The sequence below is a fragment of the Microbacterium sp. C-MGS6 genome (assembly GCF_058140415.1).
Genome location: NZ_CM176934.1, coordinates 2,322,686 through 2,341,060 on the forward strand (window position 1 = coordinate 2,322,686; position 18,375 = coordinate 2,341,060).

The window sequence follows — 18,375 nt, forward strand, 5'->3', positions numbered from 1 at the left end:
CGCGCGGACGCAGGCAGAAGGGCGGGGTCGCCTAGAATCGGCGGCCGCGACGTCGGCGCACGGCGATGACGCTCGGGACGAGCGTCGAAGGAGCGGTGGCGACCGAAGGCATGCGGCGACGATAGCGCGGGCGCGTCCGGCACCGCAAATCCCGGGCGTCACACGACAGCGCGCGCGACCGGTGCGGCGAAGAAGGCGCGTTCGTGTGCGCTCGAGGTGAGGAAGGCGCGCCGCATCCGTTCCCGGCCGATGTCGTCGGTCCTCGCGGCCGCAGCGGCGACATGCGCGACGGCCTGCCGCGTGGCCTCCGCGAAGGCCGGATCCGCGTAGGTCGCGAGCCACGACGCGTAGGGATGCCCGGGGTCGCGGGGCGCCGCGCCGAACGCCCCGGCATGGAGTCGCTCCCCCAGGTCGGTGTAGAGCCAGAAGCACGGCAGCACTGCCGCGATCAGCGCGGCGTAGTCGCCGCCGAACGCGACCGCGCGCAGATGGTCGAGGTAGGCGATCGTCGCCGGGGCCGGCTCGGTGGCGAAGGTGGCGCCGCTCACCCCGGTCTCCGGTGTCAGCCACGACGCGTGCAGCTCCAGCTCTCCGCGGATCGCACCGTGCGCGGCCTCGGCCCAGAACGCCTGCTCGTCGGGGGTCGGGGCGAGGCGCGACGCCTCCGCGAGCACCCTGGCGTACTCGCGAAGGTACAGGGCGTCCTGCGCGAGGTAGAAGACGAAGGCATCGCGGTCGAGCGTCCCGTCGGCGAGCGCACGCACAAAGGGCAGCGCATCGATGTCGCGGCGGATCGCGGCAGTCTCATCCCACCAGGCCACGGCCACCTCCTCCGGCGTCGACCGGGTCTCGACCCCGCCGCGTGCCCAGAGTCCCGCGAAGGGATGGATCGGGCCGTGTCCTCGCCCGATCTCCAGGTCGTCCGCCGCGCGGAGGGACTCCCGCAACCAGGCGCGCGCGGCGCGGACCGCGGTCGCGGGATCGTCGCCCCGCGCCAGTCGTGTGGCCAGAGCCGCGGACAGCGAGCAGCCGGTGCCGTGGGTGTTCTCCGTCATGATGCGCGCCCCGGGGAACTCCACGTGCGTACCGGCTGCCGTGTCGATCAGGGCGTCCGGTGCCTCGTCCCCGGGCAGATGCCCGCCCTTCACCAGCACCGCGGTCCCCGTATCGGCCGACAGCTCCTGCGCCGCGGCGAGCGCGTCCGCCCAGCCCGCCACCTCGCGCCCCGCGAGGACGGCGAGTTCGGCGAGGTTCGGGGTGACCACGGTCGCCAGGGAGAGCAGGCCCCGCAGCTCGCGCTCTGCGTCGGGATCGAGCAGTCGGTCTCCCGAGGTGGCGATCATGACGGGGTCCAGCACGACGATCGGGGGCTGCGTCGTCCGGAGCCAGGCGGCGACCGTGCGGATCACCTCCCCGTCCGCGAGCATGCCGATCTTCACGGCGTCGATGCGGATGTCGTCGGCGACAGCGTCGAGCTGCGCCCGCAGGAACTCCGCGGGAGGGACATGCACGGCGCGGACGCCCTGCGTGTTCTGCGCGGTCAGGGCTGTGAGGGCTGCCATGCCGTAGCCCCCGTTCGCGGCGATCGCCTTGAGATCGGCCTGGATGCCCGCACCTCCGGACGGATCGCTGCCGGCGATGCTGAGCACGTGCGGCACCGCCCGTGCGAACCAGTGTCGCCGGAAGGCCGCGGCGGCGGCCCGGGGGTCCTCTGCCGCGCACAGCGCCGAGACCACCGCGATCCCGGACGCGCCGGCCTCACGCAACGCCGCCGCGTCCTCCAGGTCCACCCCACCGATCGCGACGCACGGCAGCGGACTGCGCGCGACGAATGCGGCGAAGCCGTCGACGCCGAGCGGCACCGGATGGTCGGGCTTCGTGCGCGTGGGGCGGATGACGCCGACCCCGAGGTAGTCCACCGTGCCCGGCGGCAGGGCGGCGACCTCGTCGAGGTGCGCGGAGGTGTTCGCCGTGAGCCCGATCAACGCCTCCGGGCCGAGAAGCTCGCGCGCGCGGAGCACCGAGGCATCCGCCTGGCCGAGGTGCACCCCGTCCACCCTGGCACCGCGACGACGGGCCTCGACGGCCGCATCGAGGCGATCGTTCACGACGAGCAGCGCGCGACCGTCGATGGCCGCGGACAGGGCGAGGAGCTGCTCGACGGTCTCCTCGTCCGTCGCCTTCTTGTCGCGCAGCTGCACGATGCGGACACCGCCGGCCACCGCTTCGCGGACGGTCGCGACCACCCCGCGAGCGCCGCACAGCGACCGATCGGTGACGAGGTACAGGGACAGGTCGACGGTCATCGGGCCTCCTCCTCGACGCGGGCGCGGGCGCGGAGATCCGCCGGGGTCACGGCGGACAGGGCGTCGAGCAGTGCGACGGCGAAGCTGCCCGGTCCGCGGGAGATCTCCGCCGCCTGCTCGGCTGCGACCGTGTAGACGAGGGTCGCCGCGGCCACCGCCGTCAGCGCATCTGTCGCGGAGCCACGGGCCACCCCGAGGAACGCCGCCATCACCGCGCCCAGGGCACACCCGCCGCCGGTCACCCGTGTGAGGAGGTCATGCCCGTTGGCGATGCGGATCACCCGCTCCCCGTCGGTGAGGAGGTCGACCGGGCCCGAGACGGCGACCACGGAACCGTACCGGTGGGCGAGCTCGCGGGCCGCCGCAGCCGCCGCCTCGGTCCCGTCCGTCGCGTCGACACCGCGGCCGCCACTGCTGTGTCCGGCCAGCGCGAGGATCTCCGACGCGTTGCCGCGGATGGCGGTGGGGCGCAGCGCGGCGAGCTCGTGCGCGAGCGCCGTCCGCACCGGGAGGGCGCCGATCGCAACGGGATCGAGCACCCACGGCGTGCCGGCGGCGAGCGCTCCCACCACGGCCTCCCTGCTCGCCTCCCGCTGCTCCGGGGTCGGCGTCCCGAGGTTGATGAGAAGCCCCGACGCGGCAGCGGCGAACGGCTCGGCCTCGCCGACGATGTCGACCATGGCCGGTGACGCCCCGAGCGCCAGCAGCACGTTGGCGGTGAACCCCGTCACGACGGCGTTCGTGATGCAGTGCGTCAACGGCGGCGTGGCCCGGACCTCCTCCCGCAGCCTTCCCGCCGTGACGGCGAGGTCGAGGACGGATTGCGGACGCACAGGATCGCTCATCGGCGACATCCCTTCGCTAGTACGAACTAGATCAGGTTCGACGGGTGTGATCTCAGCCGCGGATGCGGCACCCCGTGTCACTGCCTCGCAGTCTAGCGAGCGAGGGCGTCGAGCAGCGCCCGCTCCTCCGTCCGCGTGAGTCCGGCGCGGCGCTCCCGGTCCACGCCCCGTTCGCGCTCGTCCGCTACGACATGCTCCGCCGTCTCGTCGAGGGGGCGGAGCGGGCCCCCGCTGCGCCGGTACCGCGCATTCGAGCGGGTCATGAATCCGCGCATGTCGGGCGGCAGCCACAGCGGCAGCGAGCGCGGCCCCGCCCAGTACGCGACGCCTTCGGCGACGAGGCGCTCCTCCGTGCCGACGACGACCGACCCGGCGTGCCCCGTGGCCGCGCGCACCGTCCGGAGCACGTCCTCCAGGTCGCGCACGTCGCCGATCGCGTTCACGGCACCGGTGACGGTGGCGGACACGACGAACGCGGCGACGTCCTCGACGTCGATGACCTGCGTCGTGCGCCCTTCGAGCGGTGGAAGCAGCACCGGCTCATCCAGGGCCCGGAGGAACGCCGCCGCCCAGTAGCCGAAGCGATCGCTCGGGTCGCCGTCGCCGACGATGAGGCCGGGCCGGACGAGGAGTGCGCGATCGCCGACGCCCTCCTGCACGGCATCCTCCGCCGCGACCTTCTGTCGCGCGTAGTCGTCGTCCTCACCGGCCTGCGCCGCCGGGTGCCGCGATGCCGACTCGTCGGTCCCGACCGTCTCGTCGTCGCGGTACACCGACATCGACGAGATGTACGTCCACCGAGCGGCACGGTCGCCGAGCGCACGGACCGCCCCGGAGACATGATCGGCGCGGGAGGAGACGTCGACGACGTGGTCCCAGTCCGTGCGCGACACGACGTCGTAGGCGGCCTCCTCATCGCGGTCCGCGAGAACGAGGGTCGCTCCCGGCGGCGCCGGGCGTCCGCCGCGGGCCAGGCAGGTCACGGTCGCCCCCGCCCCGAGCGCATGCGCGGCGATGCGCCCCGACAGCCATCCGGTTCCCCCGAGGATCAGAACATCCGTCATGTGCCCATGTCATCAGGATCGACGACTCGGGGGAAGGGCCTCCGCTCAGAGCGGAGCGGCAGGACAGGCCGTCACGCGAGTACAGGCGTCACGCGAGCGCAGCCCACCACGCGAGCACAGGCCACTGCGCAAGCACAGGCCACCGGCACTGCTGTCGCCTGATGCCGCGCGAGCGCCTGATCCCGCGCGGCCTCGGCGCCGTCGCGGAGGGCGGCCCCGAAGCGGTTAGGGGACGACGATCTCGTCGAGGCCGTCCAACACCGGGATGCTCCAGGACGGGTCCGGTCGCCAGTCGATCCACTCCCGATCGAACGGCCAGTCGCCGGCATGGAAAGACGCGATGGCCGCGACCGCGTGCCGCTCGATCTGCGCCGCCTGCGCGGCGGTCAGCCGCCCCTGGTCGACGGCGGCGACCAGCTCGTCCTCGTCCTTCATCGCCACGCGCCCGTCCTGTGCGATCTCGACGTCGAGGACGTGATCGGAGGTGTAGGTGGCACTGTCGGTGCGCAGGTGCGCGTTCTCGAGGTTGACGTACCAGCCGGCGAAGTCCCACGTCGTCCCGGTGGCCGCGCTCCAGAACAGCCAGACCGACCACGGCACCCCCGCGGGCGCGATGCGCAGGATGCCGTTGCCCCACCACTCCTCGACGATCCGGCGCCGGGGCTCCCGCCACCGCCGATCGAGCGGGACGGTCCGGATGCGCTCCCCGTCCCGCGTGCCCTGGCCTTCCTGCTGCGTCCCGGCGGCAAGCCACGCGACGAGACCGCGCTCATCGTCACGGACGACGCGCATGGGGGTGACGGTCGCTGCCTCGCCCGTGGTCCACCCCGGCTTGCGGTAGTGCCAGTCGAGCTGCGCACCCGGCGAGAGGAACGGCCCCTCCCCGAGCGATCGCGCTCCGGCGGGGACCGAGGGTGGCGTGGGCTGCAGGAGGAGGCTCGTCATCCGGCCACGCTATCGCGAGAGCGCACGGCTCCCCGGAAAAGGGCCGTGCGCTCTCCCGATCAGTCGCGGAGGGCGGCGCCGAAGCGCTCCGCGGCCACGGCGACGCCCGCCATCTTCGCCGCGGAGGCCTCCGCGGCGGTCAGCGTGCGGTCGTCGGCGCGGAAGCGCAGGGCGAACGTCAGCGACTTCGATCCCTCGGGCACGCCCTCGCCGCGGTAGTCGTCCACGAGCCGGACGGACTCCAGCAGTGCACCCGCGCCCTCCGCGAGAGCCGCGCGGACCTCGCCCGCCGGCACCTCGGCCGGGAGCGTGAGCGAGACGTCCTGCGTCGCGGCCGGGAACGTGGAGAGCGATGCCGCCACGATGCGTCCGCCGGCGAGCGTGAGCAGCCGGTCGAGGTCCAGCTCCAGCACGGTGGCGCGACCCGGCAGGTCAGCCTCCTCGGCGACGGCGGGATGCAGCTCGCCGACGTAGCCGACCTCCTCGCCGGCGGCGACGAGCGCACCGGTGCGTCCGGGGTGGAGCGCGGCGCGCTGCGTCTGCACGACGTCGATCTCGATGCCCGCCGCGGCCCCGATCACGCGGACCGCGTCGAGCGCCTCGACGAGCCCGGCGGCCTCGGCGGCACGACCCGGCTGGCGCGGCGACACGTTGCCGGTCAGCAGCACCGCGACGTGGCGCTCCTGCGGCGGGATGGAGGCGTCGAGCGCGGCGAGTACCTCATCCGACGGCCGGACGCCGAGCGGCGGGACCTCGGCGGTGCCGTACTCCACGCCCGGCTCCGGGACGAACACGGCGCCCGTCTCGAACAGCGCGAGGTCGGTGAGCCCGCGCGAGATGTTGCGGTGCGCGGTCTGCAGCAGACCGGGGATGAGCGAGCGCCGCAGGAACGGCACCTGCCCGTCGAGCGGGTTCGCGAGGCGGATGCTGGGCAGGTGCTCACCGGACGCGGAGCCGTGCAGATCGTTCTGCGCCTCGGTCGTGAACGGGAACGCCGGGGTCTCGACGAATCCTGCGGCGGCGAGAGCGTTCACCACGCGGCGACGCCCCTGCTGATGTGCCGTGAGACCGCGGCCGGACGGCGGCGTCGGCAGCACGGAGGGGATGCGGTCGAGCCCGTGGATGCGGGCGACCTCCTCGGCGAGTGTCCACTTGTCGGTGAGGTCGGGGCGCCAGGTCGGCGGGATGACCGTCCACCCGGAGTCACCCTGGGTCCCTGCGCCTTCGGCCTGGGTCCCTGAGCCTGTCGAAGGGCTGACCTCGGCCCCGATCGTCGTCAGCGCGCCGGTGATCTCGTCGTCGGTGTAGTCGACGCCGATCAGCCCCTGCACGAAGCCGCGCGGGAGCTCGATCTCGGCGACGAACACCTCGGCGAAGAGCGCTCCACCCTCCTCCGTGAGCGTGCCGCCGGCGAGCTCGACCATGAGGTCGGCTGCGCGGCGGGCCGCGACGAAGGGGATCAGCGGGTCGACGCCGCGCTCGAAGCGCTTGGACGCCTCGCTCGGGAGCTTGTGCCGACGGGCCGTGCGGGCGATGGTCGTCGCGTCGAAGGTCGCCGCCTCGATGAGGACGTTCCGCGTGGTGTCGCTCATCTCGGTGGTGCCGCCGCCCATGACGCCGGCGAGGCCGATGGGACCGGAGTCGTCGGTGATGAGGAGGTCTTCGACGTGCAGCTTCCGCTCCACGCCGTCGAGCGTGGTCATCTTCTCCCCCGGCGTCGCGCGCCGGACGGTGATGCCGCCCGTGAGCTTGTCCAGGTCGTAGCCGTGCAGCGGCTGCCCGAGCTCGAGCATGACGTAGTTCGTGATGTCGATGAGCACACCCAGCGACCGCATGCCGGCGAGGCTCAGGCGCGCGATCATCCACGGCGGAGTCGGCCGCGACGGATCGACGTCGCGCACGACCCGGGTGACGAACTCGCTCGCGCCGACCTTGCCCCGCACCGGCGCCTGGTCGTCCACCACGGCGGTGTGTCCGGAGCCGGGCTGCAGCTCGGCGAAGTCACGCTCGGCCGGGTCGCGGAACGCCGCCCCCGTGGCGTGGGAGTACTCACGGGCGACACCGCGCACCGAGAACGCGTAGCCGCGGTCCGGCGTGACATTGATCTCCACCGCGACGTCGTCGAGGCCCAGCAGCGCGATCGCGTCCGTGCCCACGCGCGCATCGATGCCGAGGTCGCTCAGCACGACGATGCCGTTGTGCTCGTCGCCGAGCCCCAGCTCGCGCGCCGAGGCGATCATGCCGTCGGACACGTGGCCGTAGGTCTTGCGGGCGGCGATGGGGAACGGGCCGGGGAGGACAGCGCCGGGCAGGGTCACGACGACCTTGTCTCCGACGACGAAGTTGTGCGCGCCGCAGACGATCCCACGGACGCCGCCGTGCTCGGGGCCGACGTCCACCTGGCACCAGTTGATCGTCTTGCCGTTCGACTGGGGTTCCGGCTCGAGGGAGACGACCTGGCCGACCACCACGGGACCCGTGATGTCGAACCGGTGCACGTCCTCCTCTTCGAAGCCGACGGTCACCAGTGCCGCGAGGACGTCCTCGGGCGTGGCATCCGCTGCCAGATCGACGTACTCACGCAGCCACGAAAGCGGGACGCGCATCACACCACCATCCCGAACTGCTCGCTGAAACGGACATCGCCCTCGGCCATGTCGCGCATGTCCTGCACATCGCTGCGGAACATCAGGCCCCGCTCGATGCCCATGCCGAACGCGAAGCCGCTGTACACCTCCGGGTCGATCCCGGCCGCGCGCAGCACGTTCGGGTTGACCATGCCGCAGCCGCCCCACTCGATCCAGCGCGCGCCACCCTTGAAGGTCGGGTGCCACAGGTCGAGCTCGGCGGAGGGCTCGGTGAAGGGGAAGTAGTTCGTGCGGAAGCGGGTCTTGGCCTCCGGGCCGAAGAGCTGCTTCGCGAAGTGGTCGAGCGTGCCCTTGAGGTGCGCCATCGTGATGCCCTTGTCGACGACCAGGCCCTCGAACTGCGTGAAGACCGGGAGGTGCGTGGCGTCGAACTCGTCGGTGCGGTACACGCGGCCCGGGCACAGCACGTAGATGGGGACCTCGCGGTCGAGCATGGATCGAACCTGCACGGGGCTCGTGTGCGTACGCATGACGAGGTGGCGCGACGTCGGGTCGACGTAGAAGGTGTCCTGCTCCTGACGGGCGGGGTGATCGACGTCGAAGTTCAGGGCGTCGAAGTTGAACCACTCGTGCTCGAGCTCCGGCCCCTCCGCGATCTCCCATCCCATGCCGACGAAGATGTCCTCGACGTGGTCCTGCAGGAGGGCCAGCGGGTGGCGGGCGCCCACGCGCGTCCGCGACGGGACGGCGGTGATGTCGACGCGCTCGGCCTCCAGGCGCGCGGCGACCTCGGCGGCGGCCAGCTCGGCCTCCTTCGCCGCGAGCGCCTGGTTCACACGACCGCGGCCCTGACCGACGAGCTTGCCGAACGCGGCCTTGTTCTCGGGGGCGACCTGGCGCATCGAGGCGTTCAGGACCGCGAGCGGCGATCCCTCCGCGACGTGCGCCGCACGGGCGGCTTTCAGCGCGGCGGTGTCGGCGGCCGCCTCGATCGCCGCGAGGGCGTCGGCGACAGCGGCTTCGACCGCTTCGGGTGTGATTTCCGGAGACTCTGACACGGGAGTCGAGTCTACCGGCGCGGGACGGGCGTCCCGCGCCGGTCGTGGCTCACACCGCCAGTCCGCCGGAGTTGTTGCTGTCGTGCTTACCGAGACCCCGCTGCATCACGATGAGCGACGTGTTCGTCTCGCCGTCGTGCTGGCGGGGGTCCGGCTCCACGGGACCGGCCTTGGCCGAGCGCTTGGCCCGACGCTGCAAGCGGTAGGCGATGTAGGAGAGCACGAGACAGACCGCGACGTACATCGAGCCGCCGACCATCGCGGCGGGGATCAGCGGCGACCCATAGGGCGCCTGGTTGCCGATCTGGTTGATGACGTAGAGCAGCTCCTGGTACGTGATGATGAAGCCGAGCGCGGTGTCCTTCAGGGCCACCACGAGCTGCGCGATGATCACGGGCATCATCGCCCGGACGGCCTGCGGGATGAGGATGAAGTACATGACCCCCGTCTTGCGCAGCCCGATCGCGTAGCCGGCTTCCTTCTGCCCGCGCGGCAGCGACTCGATCCCGGCGCGGAGCACCTCCGCCAGCACGGAGCCGTTGTAGACGATGAGCGCGATGACGACCGCGTAGTACGGGGGCATCCGGATACCGATCACCGGGAGGCCGTAGTACAGCAGCATCATGAGGATCAGGACGGGGATCGCCCGCATGATCTCGATGATCCACCGCACCGGTTCCCGCACCCAGGCGTGCTCGGAGAGGCGGCCGATGCCGAGGACGAAGCCCAGCACGATCGAACCGACACCGGCGACCGCGAAGGCGGAGAGCGTGCTGAGCAGCCCCTCCCCGAAGCGCACCCAGACCGCCGAGTACGTGAAGATGTTCCACTTCTCCGCGGAGAACTGGCCGGTGGCGTACAGGCGCCAGACCACCCAGCCGAGCACGGCGAGGACGACGAGGATCGTGACGGCACCGATGATCCGGTTGCGGGCGACGGCGCGAGGCCCGGGGACGTCGAACAGGACGGAACTCATCGCGCGATCCTCCACTTGTTCTCGAGTACGCGCTGCACCCAGCTCAGGAGCAGCACGAGCACGACGAAGATGACCATGACCCAGAGCAGCACGACGAGGGCGTTCTCGCCCCGCTCGCTGAGTGCCGCTCGGATCGTGCCGAGGTTGACCACCGAGAAGCCGGCGGCCACCGTGGTGTTCTTCATGAGGGCGATGAGCACGCTCATGAGCGGCGGGACCACGGACCGCGTGGCCTGGGGCAGCACGACGAAGCGCATGACCTGGCCGAAGTTGAGGCCGATGGCCCGTGCTGCCTCCGCCTGTCCGACCGGCACCGTGTTGATGCCGGCGCGGATCGCCTCAGCGACGTAGGTGGCGGTGTAGATGCCGAGCGCGATCGTGGCGAGCAGCAGGGAGTTGACCCGCTCCCCGAGCAGGATCGGAAGGCAGAACGCGAAGAAGAACATCACCAGCGTGAGCGGGGTGTTCCGGATCCAGTTCACGTACACGGCGCCGACGCCGCGCGCGATCGGGACCGGGGACACGCGGGCCGCTCCGACGATGAGTCCGAGCACCACGGCGATGAGGCCACCGCCGAGGAACAGCGCGATGGTTCCCCACAGCGCTTCACCCCAGAGGTCGAGGTGGTCCGAGATCACTCCCACTGCTGTGCCTTTCGGTTCGTTTCCGCGTCAGGTCGACGCCGAGGAGGACGGGGGCGGCCGGTCGGACCGACCGCCCCCGCGAGATCAACCGACCGGGTCGACCTCGGGCTGCTCGGCCTTCACACCGGAGGCGCCGAGGTTGTTGTCGAAGATCTGCTGCCAGATGTCACCACCGTCGGTGAGCTGGGTGTTGAAGTACTCGACGAGCGCGTCGTCGCCCTTCGCCACACCGATGCCGTAGCGCTCCTCGCTGAACGGCTCGCCGACGACCTTGAGGTTGTCGGGGTCCTGGGCCGCGTAGCCGATGAGGATCGCCTCGTCGGTCGTGACGGCGTCGACCTGGCCGTTCTTGAGGTCCTCGACGCACTTGGAGTACGTGTCGTACTCCTTCGTCTTCACCTCGGGGTAGTTCTCCTTGATGTTCTGGATCGGCGTCGAACCCGTCGCCGAGCAGACCGTCGTGGAGGAGTCGAGGTCGTCGACGCTCGCGATGTCGCTGTCGGCCGCGACGAGGAGGCCCTGGCCGGTGACGAAGTAGGGACCGGCGAAGGCGATCTGCTCCTTGCGCTTGTCGGTGATCGAGTAGGTGCCGACGTAGTAGTCGATGTCGCCGTTGACGATGGCCTGCTCGCGGTTCGCGGAGGCGATCGCCTGGAACTCGATCTTCTCCGGGTCGACACCGAGGGATGCCGCCATCCAGCGGGCGATGTCGACGTCGAAGCCGGTGCGCTCGCCCGTCACGGGGTCGAGGTATCCGAGACCGGGCTGGTCCTCCTTGACGCCCACCTTGACGGTGCCCGACGAGGAGATGCGGTCGAACGTGGGGCTCCCCTCGATCGTGACGTCCTCCTCGATGGTCCAGGGCGTGCTGCTCGAGGCGTCGCCCTCGTCGCTGCCCGACGTGCCGGTGCTCGACGGCGTGCCGCTGTTGCAGGCCGTGAGCGCGAGCAGCGCCACCGCGGCGATCCCGAATCCGGCCAGTGTCCGTGTGCGTCGCATGTGCGTCTCCTTCGTGTGCTGTGCTGTGGGTGCTGGGTCTGGGAAGTCAGTGCGTGAGGAGCTTCGAGAGGAAGTCCTTGGCGCGGTCGCTCTTCGGGTTCGTGAAGAACTCCTCGGGCGTGGCCTCCTCGACGATCCGGCCGTCCGCCATGAAGACGACGCGGTCGGCCGCCTTGCGGGCGAAGCCCATCTCGTGGGTGACGACGATCATCGTCATGCCCTCCTGGGCGAGCTCGACCATGACGTCGAGGACCTCGTTGATCATCTCGGGGTCGAGCGCGCTCGTGGGCTCGTCGAAGAGCATGACCTTCGGCTGCATGGCCAGGGCCCGTGCGATCGCGACGCGCTGCTGCTGGCCGCCGGAGAGCTGCGCGGGGAGCTTGTTCGCCTGCTGCGCGACGCCGACCCGCTTGAGGAGCATCATCGCCTCGGCCTCGGCGTCGGACTTCTTGAGTCCGCGGACCTTGATCGGGCCGAGCGTCACGTTCTCGAGGATCGTGAGGTGCGCGAAGAGGTTGAAGGACTGGAAGACCATGCCGACGTCGGCCCGCAGGTGCGCGAGAGCCTTGCCCTCCGCGGGCAGCTCCTTGCCGTCGATGCGGATGGAGCCGCTGGTGATGGTCTCCAGGCGGTTGATCGTGCGGCAGAGCGTCGACTTGCCCGAGCCGGAGGGGCCGATCACGACGACGACCTCCCCCGCGTTGACGGTCAGGTCGATGTCGCTGAGCGCCTGGAACTCGCCGTAGTGCTTCTGGACGTTCTCGACGACGACGAGCGGGGTTTCAGAGGTCATCATTTCTCCAAACTAGCCACGCGATGCGCGCGGTTCCAGGCACCACGGTGAGGTTTACACGTTCGTAATCACCTGATCGCGGCGCCAATGCATCCTCGCAGGGGCGCCCCACGGCCCGCCCCCTCGGGCCGCGGGATCGCCCTGCTGCCACGCTCCCAGCGACAGCAGGCAGCAGGTGTCCGATCGTGTGCGATCGACCTCACCCTGGCAGAGCGCGCCGACGCCTGTCAGGGATCTTGAGGATTTCTTGAGGGGACGCCCGTCACCGGCGCAGGCCGCGGTAGTACTCCTCCGCACCGGGGTGCAGGGGCACCGGCCCGGTGAAGATCGCGGACCGCCGGTCCAGCAACGCTGCCGCCGGGACGTCGGCGGCCAACGTGGTGCGCGCCGCGAACAGGCCCGCGACGAGGTCGTGCACGACGCCGGGCGGGGTGCTGCCGGCGGTGACGAGGTAGTTCGGCACCGCCAACGTCATCACGGAGGCATCGAGGCCGTAGGTGCCCGCGGGCACGTCGGCGGGCCGATACGCATGGGAGTACCGCTCGTTGACCGCATTGACCCAGTCCTGCTCGACCGGGAGCAGACGGACGTCGACGGTCTCGGCCAGATCGGTGATGCCGGGCGTCGGCAGTCCGCCCACCCAGAAGAAGCCGTCGATCTCCCCGCGCTCCATGGCGGCGATGGACCCGCCGAGGTCGAGCTGCGGATCGTCGATCGTATCCGCGGCCACGCCGGCGGCGTGCAGCACCCGGGTCGCGATCACGTTCACCCCCGAGTTCTCGGCTCCGAGGGAGATCGTCCCGCCGGCGAGGTCCGCGAGGTCGTCGAGGGCCGAGTCGTCGCGCACGACGATCTGCAGGTACTCGTCGTAGAGACGGGCGACCGCCTGCACGTCCAGCGGCTCGGCGAAGGCTCCCGTTCCGGCCACGGCGTCGGCCGCGGCATCGCCCTGCGCGAAGCCGAGGAGCGCCTCCCCCGCACTCACCCGCAGCAGGTTGTCGACCGATCCGGCGGTCTCCTCCGCCGTGAGATCGACGTCCAGCTCGCGCGACAGCTCGACCGCCAGGCGACTGCCGTAGTCGTGGTAGACCCCGGTGGGGCTGCCCGCGGCGATCACGGCGACGGTGTCCGTCCATCCCTCGGAACGCGGACTGCACGCGCTCAACGCGACCGCCGTCACGAGCGCGAGCATCCCGGCCATGACACGCCGTCCCCGCCCGCTCATGCCGCCGCCTCCGCGGGGAGGACGAGGGCCACGAGGAGCCCGCCGCCATCGGCGCCGCGCACCCGCAGCTCGCCCCCGACCGTCGCGAGGAGGTCGGTCGCGATCGCGAGCCCGAGCCCGGTCCCCGGCATGTCGCCGCTGTCCGCGCTCCGCCAGAAGCGGTCCGCCGCCGACGAGGCGTCCTCCGGAGACAGACCAGGGCCGTGGTCGCGCACGGTGAGGTGGCATTCGCCGCCCACGCGCCGCGCGCCGACCTCGATGGACGAGCCCTCCGGCGAGTACTTCACCGCGTTGTCGATCGCGGCATCGAGCGCACTCTCCACGATGGTGCGGTCGGTGATCGTCATGACCGACGGCTCCCCCGTGGGGCGCAGCCCGATGGCCCGCTGCGCCGCCACCTCCTGCCAGGCCTCCACCCGGCGGGCTGCGACAGCGGCCAGATCGACCGCGGACATCGTGGAGTCGGTGCGACCGCCGCGGGCGAGTCCGAGGAGGGTCTCCAGGATGCGGGTCATCCGCCGGCCCTCCTCCCTCGTCTCCTCGACGTCGTGGTCCCACTCGCGTCCCAGGCCCGTCGCGAGGTGCTCGACGCGCAGCAGCAACGCGTTGAGCGGATTCCGCAGCTCGTGCGAGGCGTTCAGCGCGAACTCCTGCTGCCGGGTCATGACGCGCTCGATCTCATCGGCCATGCCGTTGAACACACGCGTCATGCGCCGCAGCTCGGGCGGCCCGGTGCCCTCGGCCACGCGGGCGTCCATCTCCCCGCGCTCGATCGCCGCCATCGTCTCGTCGAGGCGGCGCACCGGGGAGAGCACCCAGCGCGCCAGCCCGGCGACCAGGAGGATGCCGAGCGCGCACAGCAGCACGACGATCACGCCGAGCACGAGCGTCTGGCGCAGGATGACGGTCTGCGGCGTCTCCGTTCCTCCGCTCACGAGCACGGCGCCGATCACGTCGCCGTCGTCGAACACCGGCTCCACGAGCGCCGCGTCGGACACGACCCATGCGGAGGAGGTCGGCTGTTCGGCGCGGCGTCCGGAGAGCGCCAGCCGTACCCGCTGCGCGTCCTCCTCCGACAGGACCGTGTCGCCGTGATCCCCCGCCGCCCACGGGCTGCCGGTGAGATCGAACACGGTCACCTCGATCCCGTACACCTCCTGGAAGCGGCGGACCTCGGCGTCCATCACCGCCGGGCTCCCGGAGCGGAGCGCCTGCCTGGCGCTCGTCGCGAAGTAGCCGAGGTCGCCGAGCTGCTCCGCGTAGAACGACTGCTGGACGCTGCGCGCCGCGCTCCACCCGGTCACGCCGCCCAGCGCGACGAGCACGACGATCAGCGGCACGAGGAAGACCACGGTCAGGCGGCGGCGCACGCGTCAGGACCCCGCGAGCCGATAGCCGACGCCGCGCACCGTCTCGATGAACGCGCGGTCCCCGCTCTTCTTCCGGATGGCCGCCACGTGCACCTCGAGCGAGTGGCCGAAGCCGCGCCAATCGGTGTTCCAGACCTCGCGGATGAGGCGCTCCTTCGGCACCGCCACACCCGGATACCGGGCGAGCACGCCCACGATGTCGAACTCCTTGCGGGTGAGCGCCAGCGGCACCCCGCCGACCTGCACCTCCCGCGCCACGAGGTCGATCTGCACCGCCCCGTCGTGCAGCAGCACCCGGGTATCCGGTTCCGTGCGCAGCGGCCGTGATCGCCGGGTGACCGCCTCGATCCGCGCCAGGAGTTCGTGCACGTCGTACGGCTTCACCACGAAGTCATCGGCCCCGGCCCGCAGCCCCTTGATGCGCTCGGCGACCTGGTTCCGCGCGGTGACGATCACGATCGGGACGTCGGACCGCCCCCGGATGCGACGGCAGAGGTCGATCCCGTCGACGTCCGGCAGCCCGAGGTCCAGCAGCACCACCTCGGTGTCGGCGTCGAGGTGCTCCAGCGCGGTCGCCCCGTCGGCGGCGTGCACGGTGGCATAGCCCGAGCGCGCGAGGAAGGCCTGCAAGGCCCCCGCCACCCGCTCGTCGTCCTCGACGATGAGAATCCGCATCCTGCGTCCCGTCCGTCGCCGGTCAGCCGGTGGCGGCGGCGCGTTGGGCGAACGCGCTCTCGTACAGGCACACGCTCGCCGCGGTGGCCAGGTTGAGCGACTCCGCGCGTCCGAAGATCGGCAGCCGCAGGACCCGGTCGGCCCGTGTCAGCGCCTCGTCCTCGAGTCCGCGCGCCTCGTTGCCGAACAGCCAGGCGGTCGGCTCGCCGAGCACACCGTCGGCGCGGGCTGCGAGGAGGTCATCCCCCTTCACGTCGGCCGCGAGGATCTGCAGGCCCGCATCGTGCGCACGTCGCACGACCTCGTCGAGGTCCCCACCCACGGAGACCGGAAGGTGGAAGAGCGAGCCCGTCGTCGCCCGCACGACCTTGGGGTTGTAAGGATCGACCGTGCGGCCCGTGAGCACGACGGCGTCGGCGCCGGCGGCGTCGGCGGCCCGGATGATGGTGCCGAGGTTGCCGGGGTCGCGCACCTCCTCGCAGATGGCGACCAGACGCGGTGCGGCATCGAAGATGTCGCGCACGGAGGTCGGCGTCTGCCGGACGACGGCGACCAGCCCCTGCGGCGTCACCGTGTCGGCCATCGCGTTGAGCACGTCCTCGCTCACGTACTCGACCTCGACGTCCGCCTCCGCCGCCGCGGCACGGATGTCCGCGTGCCTCTCCCACCCGTGGGGGGTCGCGAACAGCTCGATGATCGCCTCCGGACGGTACGTCAGCGCCTCACGGACGGACTGCGGACCTTCCAACAGGAACAGCCCGGTCTCGGTACGCGCGCTGCGCTTGGTCAGCTTGGCGACGGCACGGACTCGGGGGGAACGGGGGTTCTCCAGCACGGACTCAGTCTACGGTCAGCCCGCCACCGCCCGGATACGCGGAACGGGCGCCTTCCCGGAGGAAGACGCCCGTTCGGAAGCGAGATGCTTACGCGACCGACTTCGGCGCGTTGACGTCGGAGGGCAGAGCCTTCTTCGCCGTCTCGACCAGCGTCGTGAACGTCGCGGCATCGTTCACCGCGAGGTCGGCGAGCATGCGACGGTCGACCGTGACACCCGCGAGGTTGAGACCCTGGATGAAGCGGTTGTACGTCATGCCGTTCTGGCGGGCAGCGGCGTTGATGCGCTGGATCCAGAGACGACGGAAGTCGCCCTTGCGCTTGCGACGGTCCCGGTACGAGTAGACCAGGGAGTGGATGACCTGCTCCTTGGCCTTCCGGTAGAGGCGCGAACGCTGACCGCGGTAGCCGGAGGCGCGCTCGAGGATGACCCGACGCTTCTTGTGGGCGTTGACCGCCCGCTTGACTCTTGCCATTTTCCTGTGTTCCTATCGTGCGTTCGGCGCGTCAGCGACCGAGAAGCTTCTTCGCGACCTTGAAGTCCGCCTTCGCGAGCACCTGGTCCTGGTTCAGACGGCGGGTGCGACGGCTCGACTTGTGCTCGAGGTTGTGGCGCATCCCGGCCTGCTGCTTCTTCAGCTTGCCGCTGCCGGTGATCTTGAAGCGCTTCTTAGCACCCGAGTGGGTCTTCTGCTTCGGCATCTTCTCTTCCTTCGTATGGCGCCTTCTCAGGCGACGGTGTCAACCCGCGGTGCGGGAGTTCTGGGGGCGGATCTACTCCGCCGGGGCGTCCGCGGAAGCGTCCGCGTCGTTCTTCGCATCGCGCGCGGCCTGCTTGTTCGCGGCGCGCACGGCGTTCTGCTCCTGCTTCGCCTCGGACTTGCTCTTGTGCGGCGCGACGACCATGACCATGTTGCGGCCGTCGATGGTCGGGTTCGACTCGACGGTGCCGAACTCGGCGACGTCCTCGGCGAACTTGCGCAGCAGACGCACACCCTGCTCGGGACGCGACTGCTCGCGACCGCGGAAGAGGATCATGGCCTTGACCTTGTCACCGGCCTTGAGGAAGCCCTCGGCGCGCTTGAGCTTCGTCGTGTAGTCGTGCGCCTCGATCTTCAGACGGAAGCGGACTTCCTTGAGGATCGTGTTCGCCTGGTTGCGACGCGCTTCCTTTTCCTTCTGCGCGGCCTCGTACTTGAACTTGCCGTAGTCCATGATCTTGACGACGGGCGGCTTCGAGTTCGGGGCGACCTCGACGAGGTCGAGATCGGCTTCCTGTGCGAGACGCAGCGCTGCCTCGATGCGGACAACGCCGATCTGCTCACCCGCGGGGCCGACGAGGCGGACCTCGGGGACGCGGATGCGCTCATTGGTACGGGGATCGCTGATGCGGAGCTCCTTAGACGATGTGATTCGGCCACCGTGATGCTGTCTGCATCTCGGGCGAAATCGGAGTCGTCCCCCACCCGCCGGCTCTCAGACGCCGGCTCCGCACCCTGTCTACCGGTCCCCTCGTGACGAGCGGAGCCGGCGGAGCGCAAGACCCGGTAGCCTGGAACGGCAAGCGCGGGTGGGAAGTGAATCCTCTTTCGTTCCGGAGCATGACGCTCCGGAGCCCGCCAAAGTCTAACAGAAAGCAAGGCGAAGTGACGAACCAGGCATCGGACGAGGCGGCCCGCGAGCGCGAGGAGCGATGGGCTCGGCAGGAAGAAGCGGCCTCCTCGGCCGTCCGCGACATCGCCGACGTCCCGGCCGTCGAGGTGATCACCACCGCCGCCGTGCACCTCATGAGTGCTGCCGCCGTCAAGCTCGGCCTGGCGGACGACCCGGAGGCCGCGGCTCAGCTCGACCTGGACGAGGCGCGCAAGCTCATCAACGCGCTGGCGGGACTCATCACCGCCGGCGCCCCCGAGATCAGCGACATGCACGCCCGCTCGTTGCGTGACGGCCTCCGTTCGCTGCAGCTCGCCTTCCGCGAGGCCTCGACCATCCCGGACCCGATCGGCAAGGGCCCCGGCGAGAAGTGGACCGGCCCCGTCACCTGATCCGGTCG

18 protein-coding genes and 1 riboswitch are annotated in these 18,375 nt (G+C 71.0%); of the genes, 1 reads left to right on the top strand and 17 read right to left on the bottom strand.

Annotated elements, in window-relative coordinates:
- Nucleotides 1-158: 158 nt before the first annotated feature.
- From AC3B5L_RS11335 to infC, 17 genes are all read right to left on the bottom strand, one after another.
- Entirely contained in the window at nt 159-2,306 is a 2,148-nt protein-coding gene (locus AC3B5L_RS11335; protein WP_259955175.1) for a bifunctional hydroxymethylpyrimidine kinase/phosphomethylpyrimidine kinase, read from the bottom strand.
- Nucleotides 2,303-3,151, bottom strand: a complete 849-nt coding sequence (gene thiM, locus AC3B5L_RS11340; protein WP_259955176.1) for a hydroxyethylthiazole kinase — start codon at nt 3,149-3,151, stop codon at nt 2,303-2,305. The genes AC3B5L_RS11335 and thiM overlap by 4 nt, the downstream gene beginning before the upstream one ends.
- Nucleotides 3,143-3,236: riboswitch (TPP riboswitch) on the bottom strand. Its footprint overlaps the gene before it by 9 nt.
- 7 nt (nt 3,237-3,243) lie before the next feature.
- Nucleotides 3,244-4,215: an NAD-dependent epimerase/dehydratase family protein gene (locus tag AC3B5L_RS11345; RefSeq protein WP_259955177.1), complete on the bottom strand. Its 972-nt coding sequence runs from the start codon at nt 4,213-4,215 to the stop codon at nt 3,244-3,246.
- 225 nt (nt 4,216-4,440) lie between these two features.
- Nucleotides 4,441-5,160: a ribonuclease FAU-1 family protein gene (locus tag AC3B5L_RS11350; protein ID WP_187661873.1), complete on the bottom strand. Its 720-nt coding sequence runs from the start codon at nt 5,158-5,160 to the stop codon at nt 4,441-4,443.
- A 59-nt stretch (nt 5,161-5,219) separates the two neighbouring features.
- Nucleotides 5,220-7,766: a phenylalanine--tRNA ligase subunit beta gene (gene pheT / locus AC3B5L_RS11355; protein WP_490095760.1), complete on the bottom strand. Its 2,547-nt coding sequence runs from the start codon at nt 7,764-7,766 to the stop codon at nt 5,220-5,222.
- On the bottom strand, nt 7,766-8,806 hold the full coding sequence (gene pheS, locus AC3B5L_RS11360) for a phenylalanine--tRNA ligase subunit alpha (RefSeq protein WP_259955181.1): 1,041 nt from the start codon (nt 8,804-8,806) through the stop codon (nt 7,766-7,768). Before pheS ends, pheT begins: the two co-directional genes overlap by 1 nt.
- Nucleotides 8,807-8,855: 49 nt before the next feature.
- On the bottom strand, nt 8,856-9,782 hold the full coding sequence (locus tag AC3B5L_RS11365; RefSeq protein ID WP_336501805.1) for an amino acid ABC transporter permease: 927 nt from the start codon (nt 9,780-9,782) through the stop codon (nt 8,856-8,858).
- Nucleotides 9,779-10,426 (bottom strand): amino acid ABC transporter permease, encoded by a 648-nt coding sequence (locus AC3B5L_RS11370; RefSeq protein ID WP_062636670.1) that lies wholly within the window; start codon nt 10,424-10,426, stop codon nt 9,779-9,781. Before AC3B5L_RS11370 ends, AC3B5L_RS11365 begins: the two co-directional genes overlap by 4 nt.
- A gap of 84 nt (nt 10,427-10,510) precedes the next feature.
- Nucleotides 10,511-11,425, bottom strand: a complete 915-nt coding sequence (locus AC3B5L_RS11375) for a glutamate ABC transporter substrate-binding protein (RefSeq protein ID WP_490095761.1) — start codon at nt 11,423-11,425, stop codon at nt 10,511-10,513.
- A gap of 46 nt (nt 11,426-11,471) precedes the next feature.
- The gene (locus AC3B5L_RS11380) at nt 11,472-12,218 is read right to left on the bottom strand and encodes an amino acid ABC transporter ATP-binding protein (protein WP_060922536.1); all 747 of its coding nucleotides are present in this window, start codon (nt 12,216-12,218) and stop codon (nt 11,472-11,474) included.
- 262 nt (nt 12,219-12,480) lie between these two features.
- Entirely contained in the window at nt 12,481-13,443 is a 963-nt protein-coding gene (locus AC3B5L_RS11385; RefSeq protein ID WP_490095762.1) for a TAXI family TRAP transporter solute-binding subunit, read from the bottom strand.
- Nucleotides 13,440-14,813 (bottom strand): sensor histidine kinase, encoded by a 1,374-nt coding sequence (locus AC3B5L_RS11390; protein ID WP_363447830.1) that lies wholly within the window; start codon nt 14,811-14,813, stop codon nt 13,440-13,442. Before AC3B5L_RS11390 ends, AC3B5L_RS11385 begins: the two co-directional genes overlap by 4 nt.
- 3 nt (nt 14,814-14,816) lie before the next feature.
- Nucleotides 14,817-15,488 carry a response regulator transcription factor gene (locus AC3B5L_RS11395; RefSeq protein ID WP_268776862.1) on the bottom strand — a complete coding sequence of 224 codons (672 nt, stop codon included), beginning with the start codon at nt 15,486-15,488 and terminating at the stop codon, nt 14,817-14,819.
- A 22-nt stretch (nt 15,489-15,510) separates the two neighbouring features.
- Nucleotides 15,511-16,323 (bottom strand): TrmH family RNA methyltransferase, encoded by an 813-nt coding sequence (locus tag AC3B5L_RS11400; RefSeq protein ID WP_259954182.1) that lies wholly within the window; start codon nt 16,321-16,323, stop codon nt 15,511-15,513.
- An 88-nt stretch (nt 16,324-16,411) separates the two neighbouring features.
- Nucleotides 16,412-16,798 carry a 50S ribosomal protein L20 gene (gene rplT, locus AC3B5L_RS11405; protein WP_187661881.1) on the bottom strand — a complete coding sequence of 129 codons (387 nt, stop codon included), beginning with the start codon at nt 16,796-16,798 and terminating at the stop codon, nt 16,412-16,414.
- Between the two features lie 31 nt (nt 16,799-16,829).
- The gene (rpmI, locus tag AC3B5L_RS11410; protein WP_025105280.1) at nt 16,830-17,024 is read right to left on the bottom strand and encodes a 50S ribosomal protein L35; all 195 of its coding nucleotides are present in this window, start codon (nt 17,022-17,024) and stop codon (nt 16,830-16,832) included.
- Between the two features lie 72 nt (nt 17,025-17,096).
- Nucleotides 17,097-17,735, bottom strand: coding sequence for a translation initiation factor IF-3 (gene infC / locus AC3B5L_RS11415; protein ID WP_370428515.1), 639 nt, complete (start codon nt 17,733-17,735; stop codon nt 17,097-17,099).
- 233 nt (nt 17,736-17,968) lie between these two features.
- Between infC and AC3B5L_RS11420 the strand changes: the two genes are divergently transcribed.
- The gene (locus AC3B5L_RS11420) at nt 17,969-18,367 is read left to right on the top strand and encodes a DUF1844 domain-containing protein (protein WP_060922526.1); all 399 of its coding nucleotides are present in this window, start codon (nt 17,969-17,971) and stop codon (nt 18,365-18,367) included.
- Nucleotides 18,368-18,375: the final 8 nt, after the last annotated feature.

Coding starts and splice junctions, on each gene's coding strand:
- AC3B5L_RS11335 (WP_259955175.1), bottom strand. CDS start 2,306: ATGACCGTCGACCTGTCCCTGTACCTCGTCACCGATCGGTCGCTGTGC.
- thiM (WP_259955176.1), bottom strand. CDS start 3,151: ATGAGCGATCCTGTGCGTCCGCAATCCGTCCTCGACCTCGCCGTCACG.
- AC3B5L_RS11345 (WP_259955177.1), bottom strand. CDS start 4,215: ATGACGGATGTTCTGATCCTCGGGGGAACCGGATGGCTGTCGGGGCGC.
- AC3B5L_RS11350 (WP_187661873.1), bottom strand. CDS start 5,160: ATGACGAGCCTCCTCCTGCAGCCCACGCCACCCTCGGTCCCCGCCGGA.
- pheT (WP_490095760.1), bottom strand. CDS start 7,766: ATGCGCGTCCCGCTTTCGTGGCTGCGTGAGTACGTCGATCTGGCAGCG.
- AC3B5L_RS11365 (WP_336501805.1), bottom strand. CDS start 9,782: ATGAGTTCCGTCCTGTTCGACGTCCCCGGGCCTCGCGCCGTCGCCCGC.
- AC3B5L_RS11375 (WP_490095761.1), bottom strand. CDS start 11,425: ATGCGACGCACACGGACACTGGCCGGATTCGGGATCGCCGCGGTGGCG.
- AC3B5L_RS11380 (WP_060922536.1), bottom strand. CDS start 12,218: ATGACCTCTGAAACCCCGCTCGTCGTCGTCGAGAACGTCCAGAAGCAC.
- AC3B5L_RS11385 (WP_490095762.1), bottom strand. CDS start 13,443: ATGAGCGGGCGGGGACGGCGTGTCATGGCCGGGATGCTCGCGCTCGTG.
- AC3B5L_RS11395 (WP_268776862.1), bottom strand. CDS start 15,488: ATGCGGATTCTCATCGTCGAGGACGACGAGCGGGTGGCGGGGGCCTTG.
- rplT (WP_187661881.1), bottom strand. CDS start 16,798: ATGGCAAGAGTCAAGCGGGCGGTCAACGCCCACAAGAAGCGTCGGGTC.
- rpmI (WP_025105280.1), bottom strand. CDS start 17,024: ATGCCGAAGCAGAAGACCCACTCGGGTGCTAAGAAGCGCTTCAAGATC.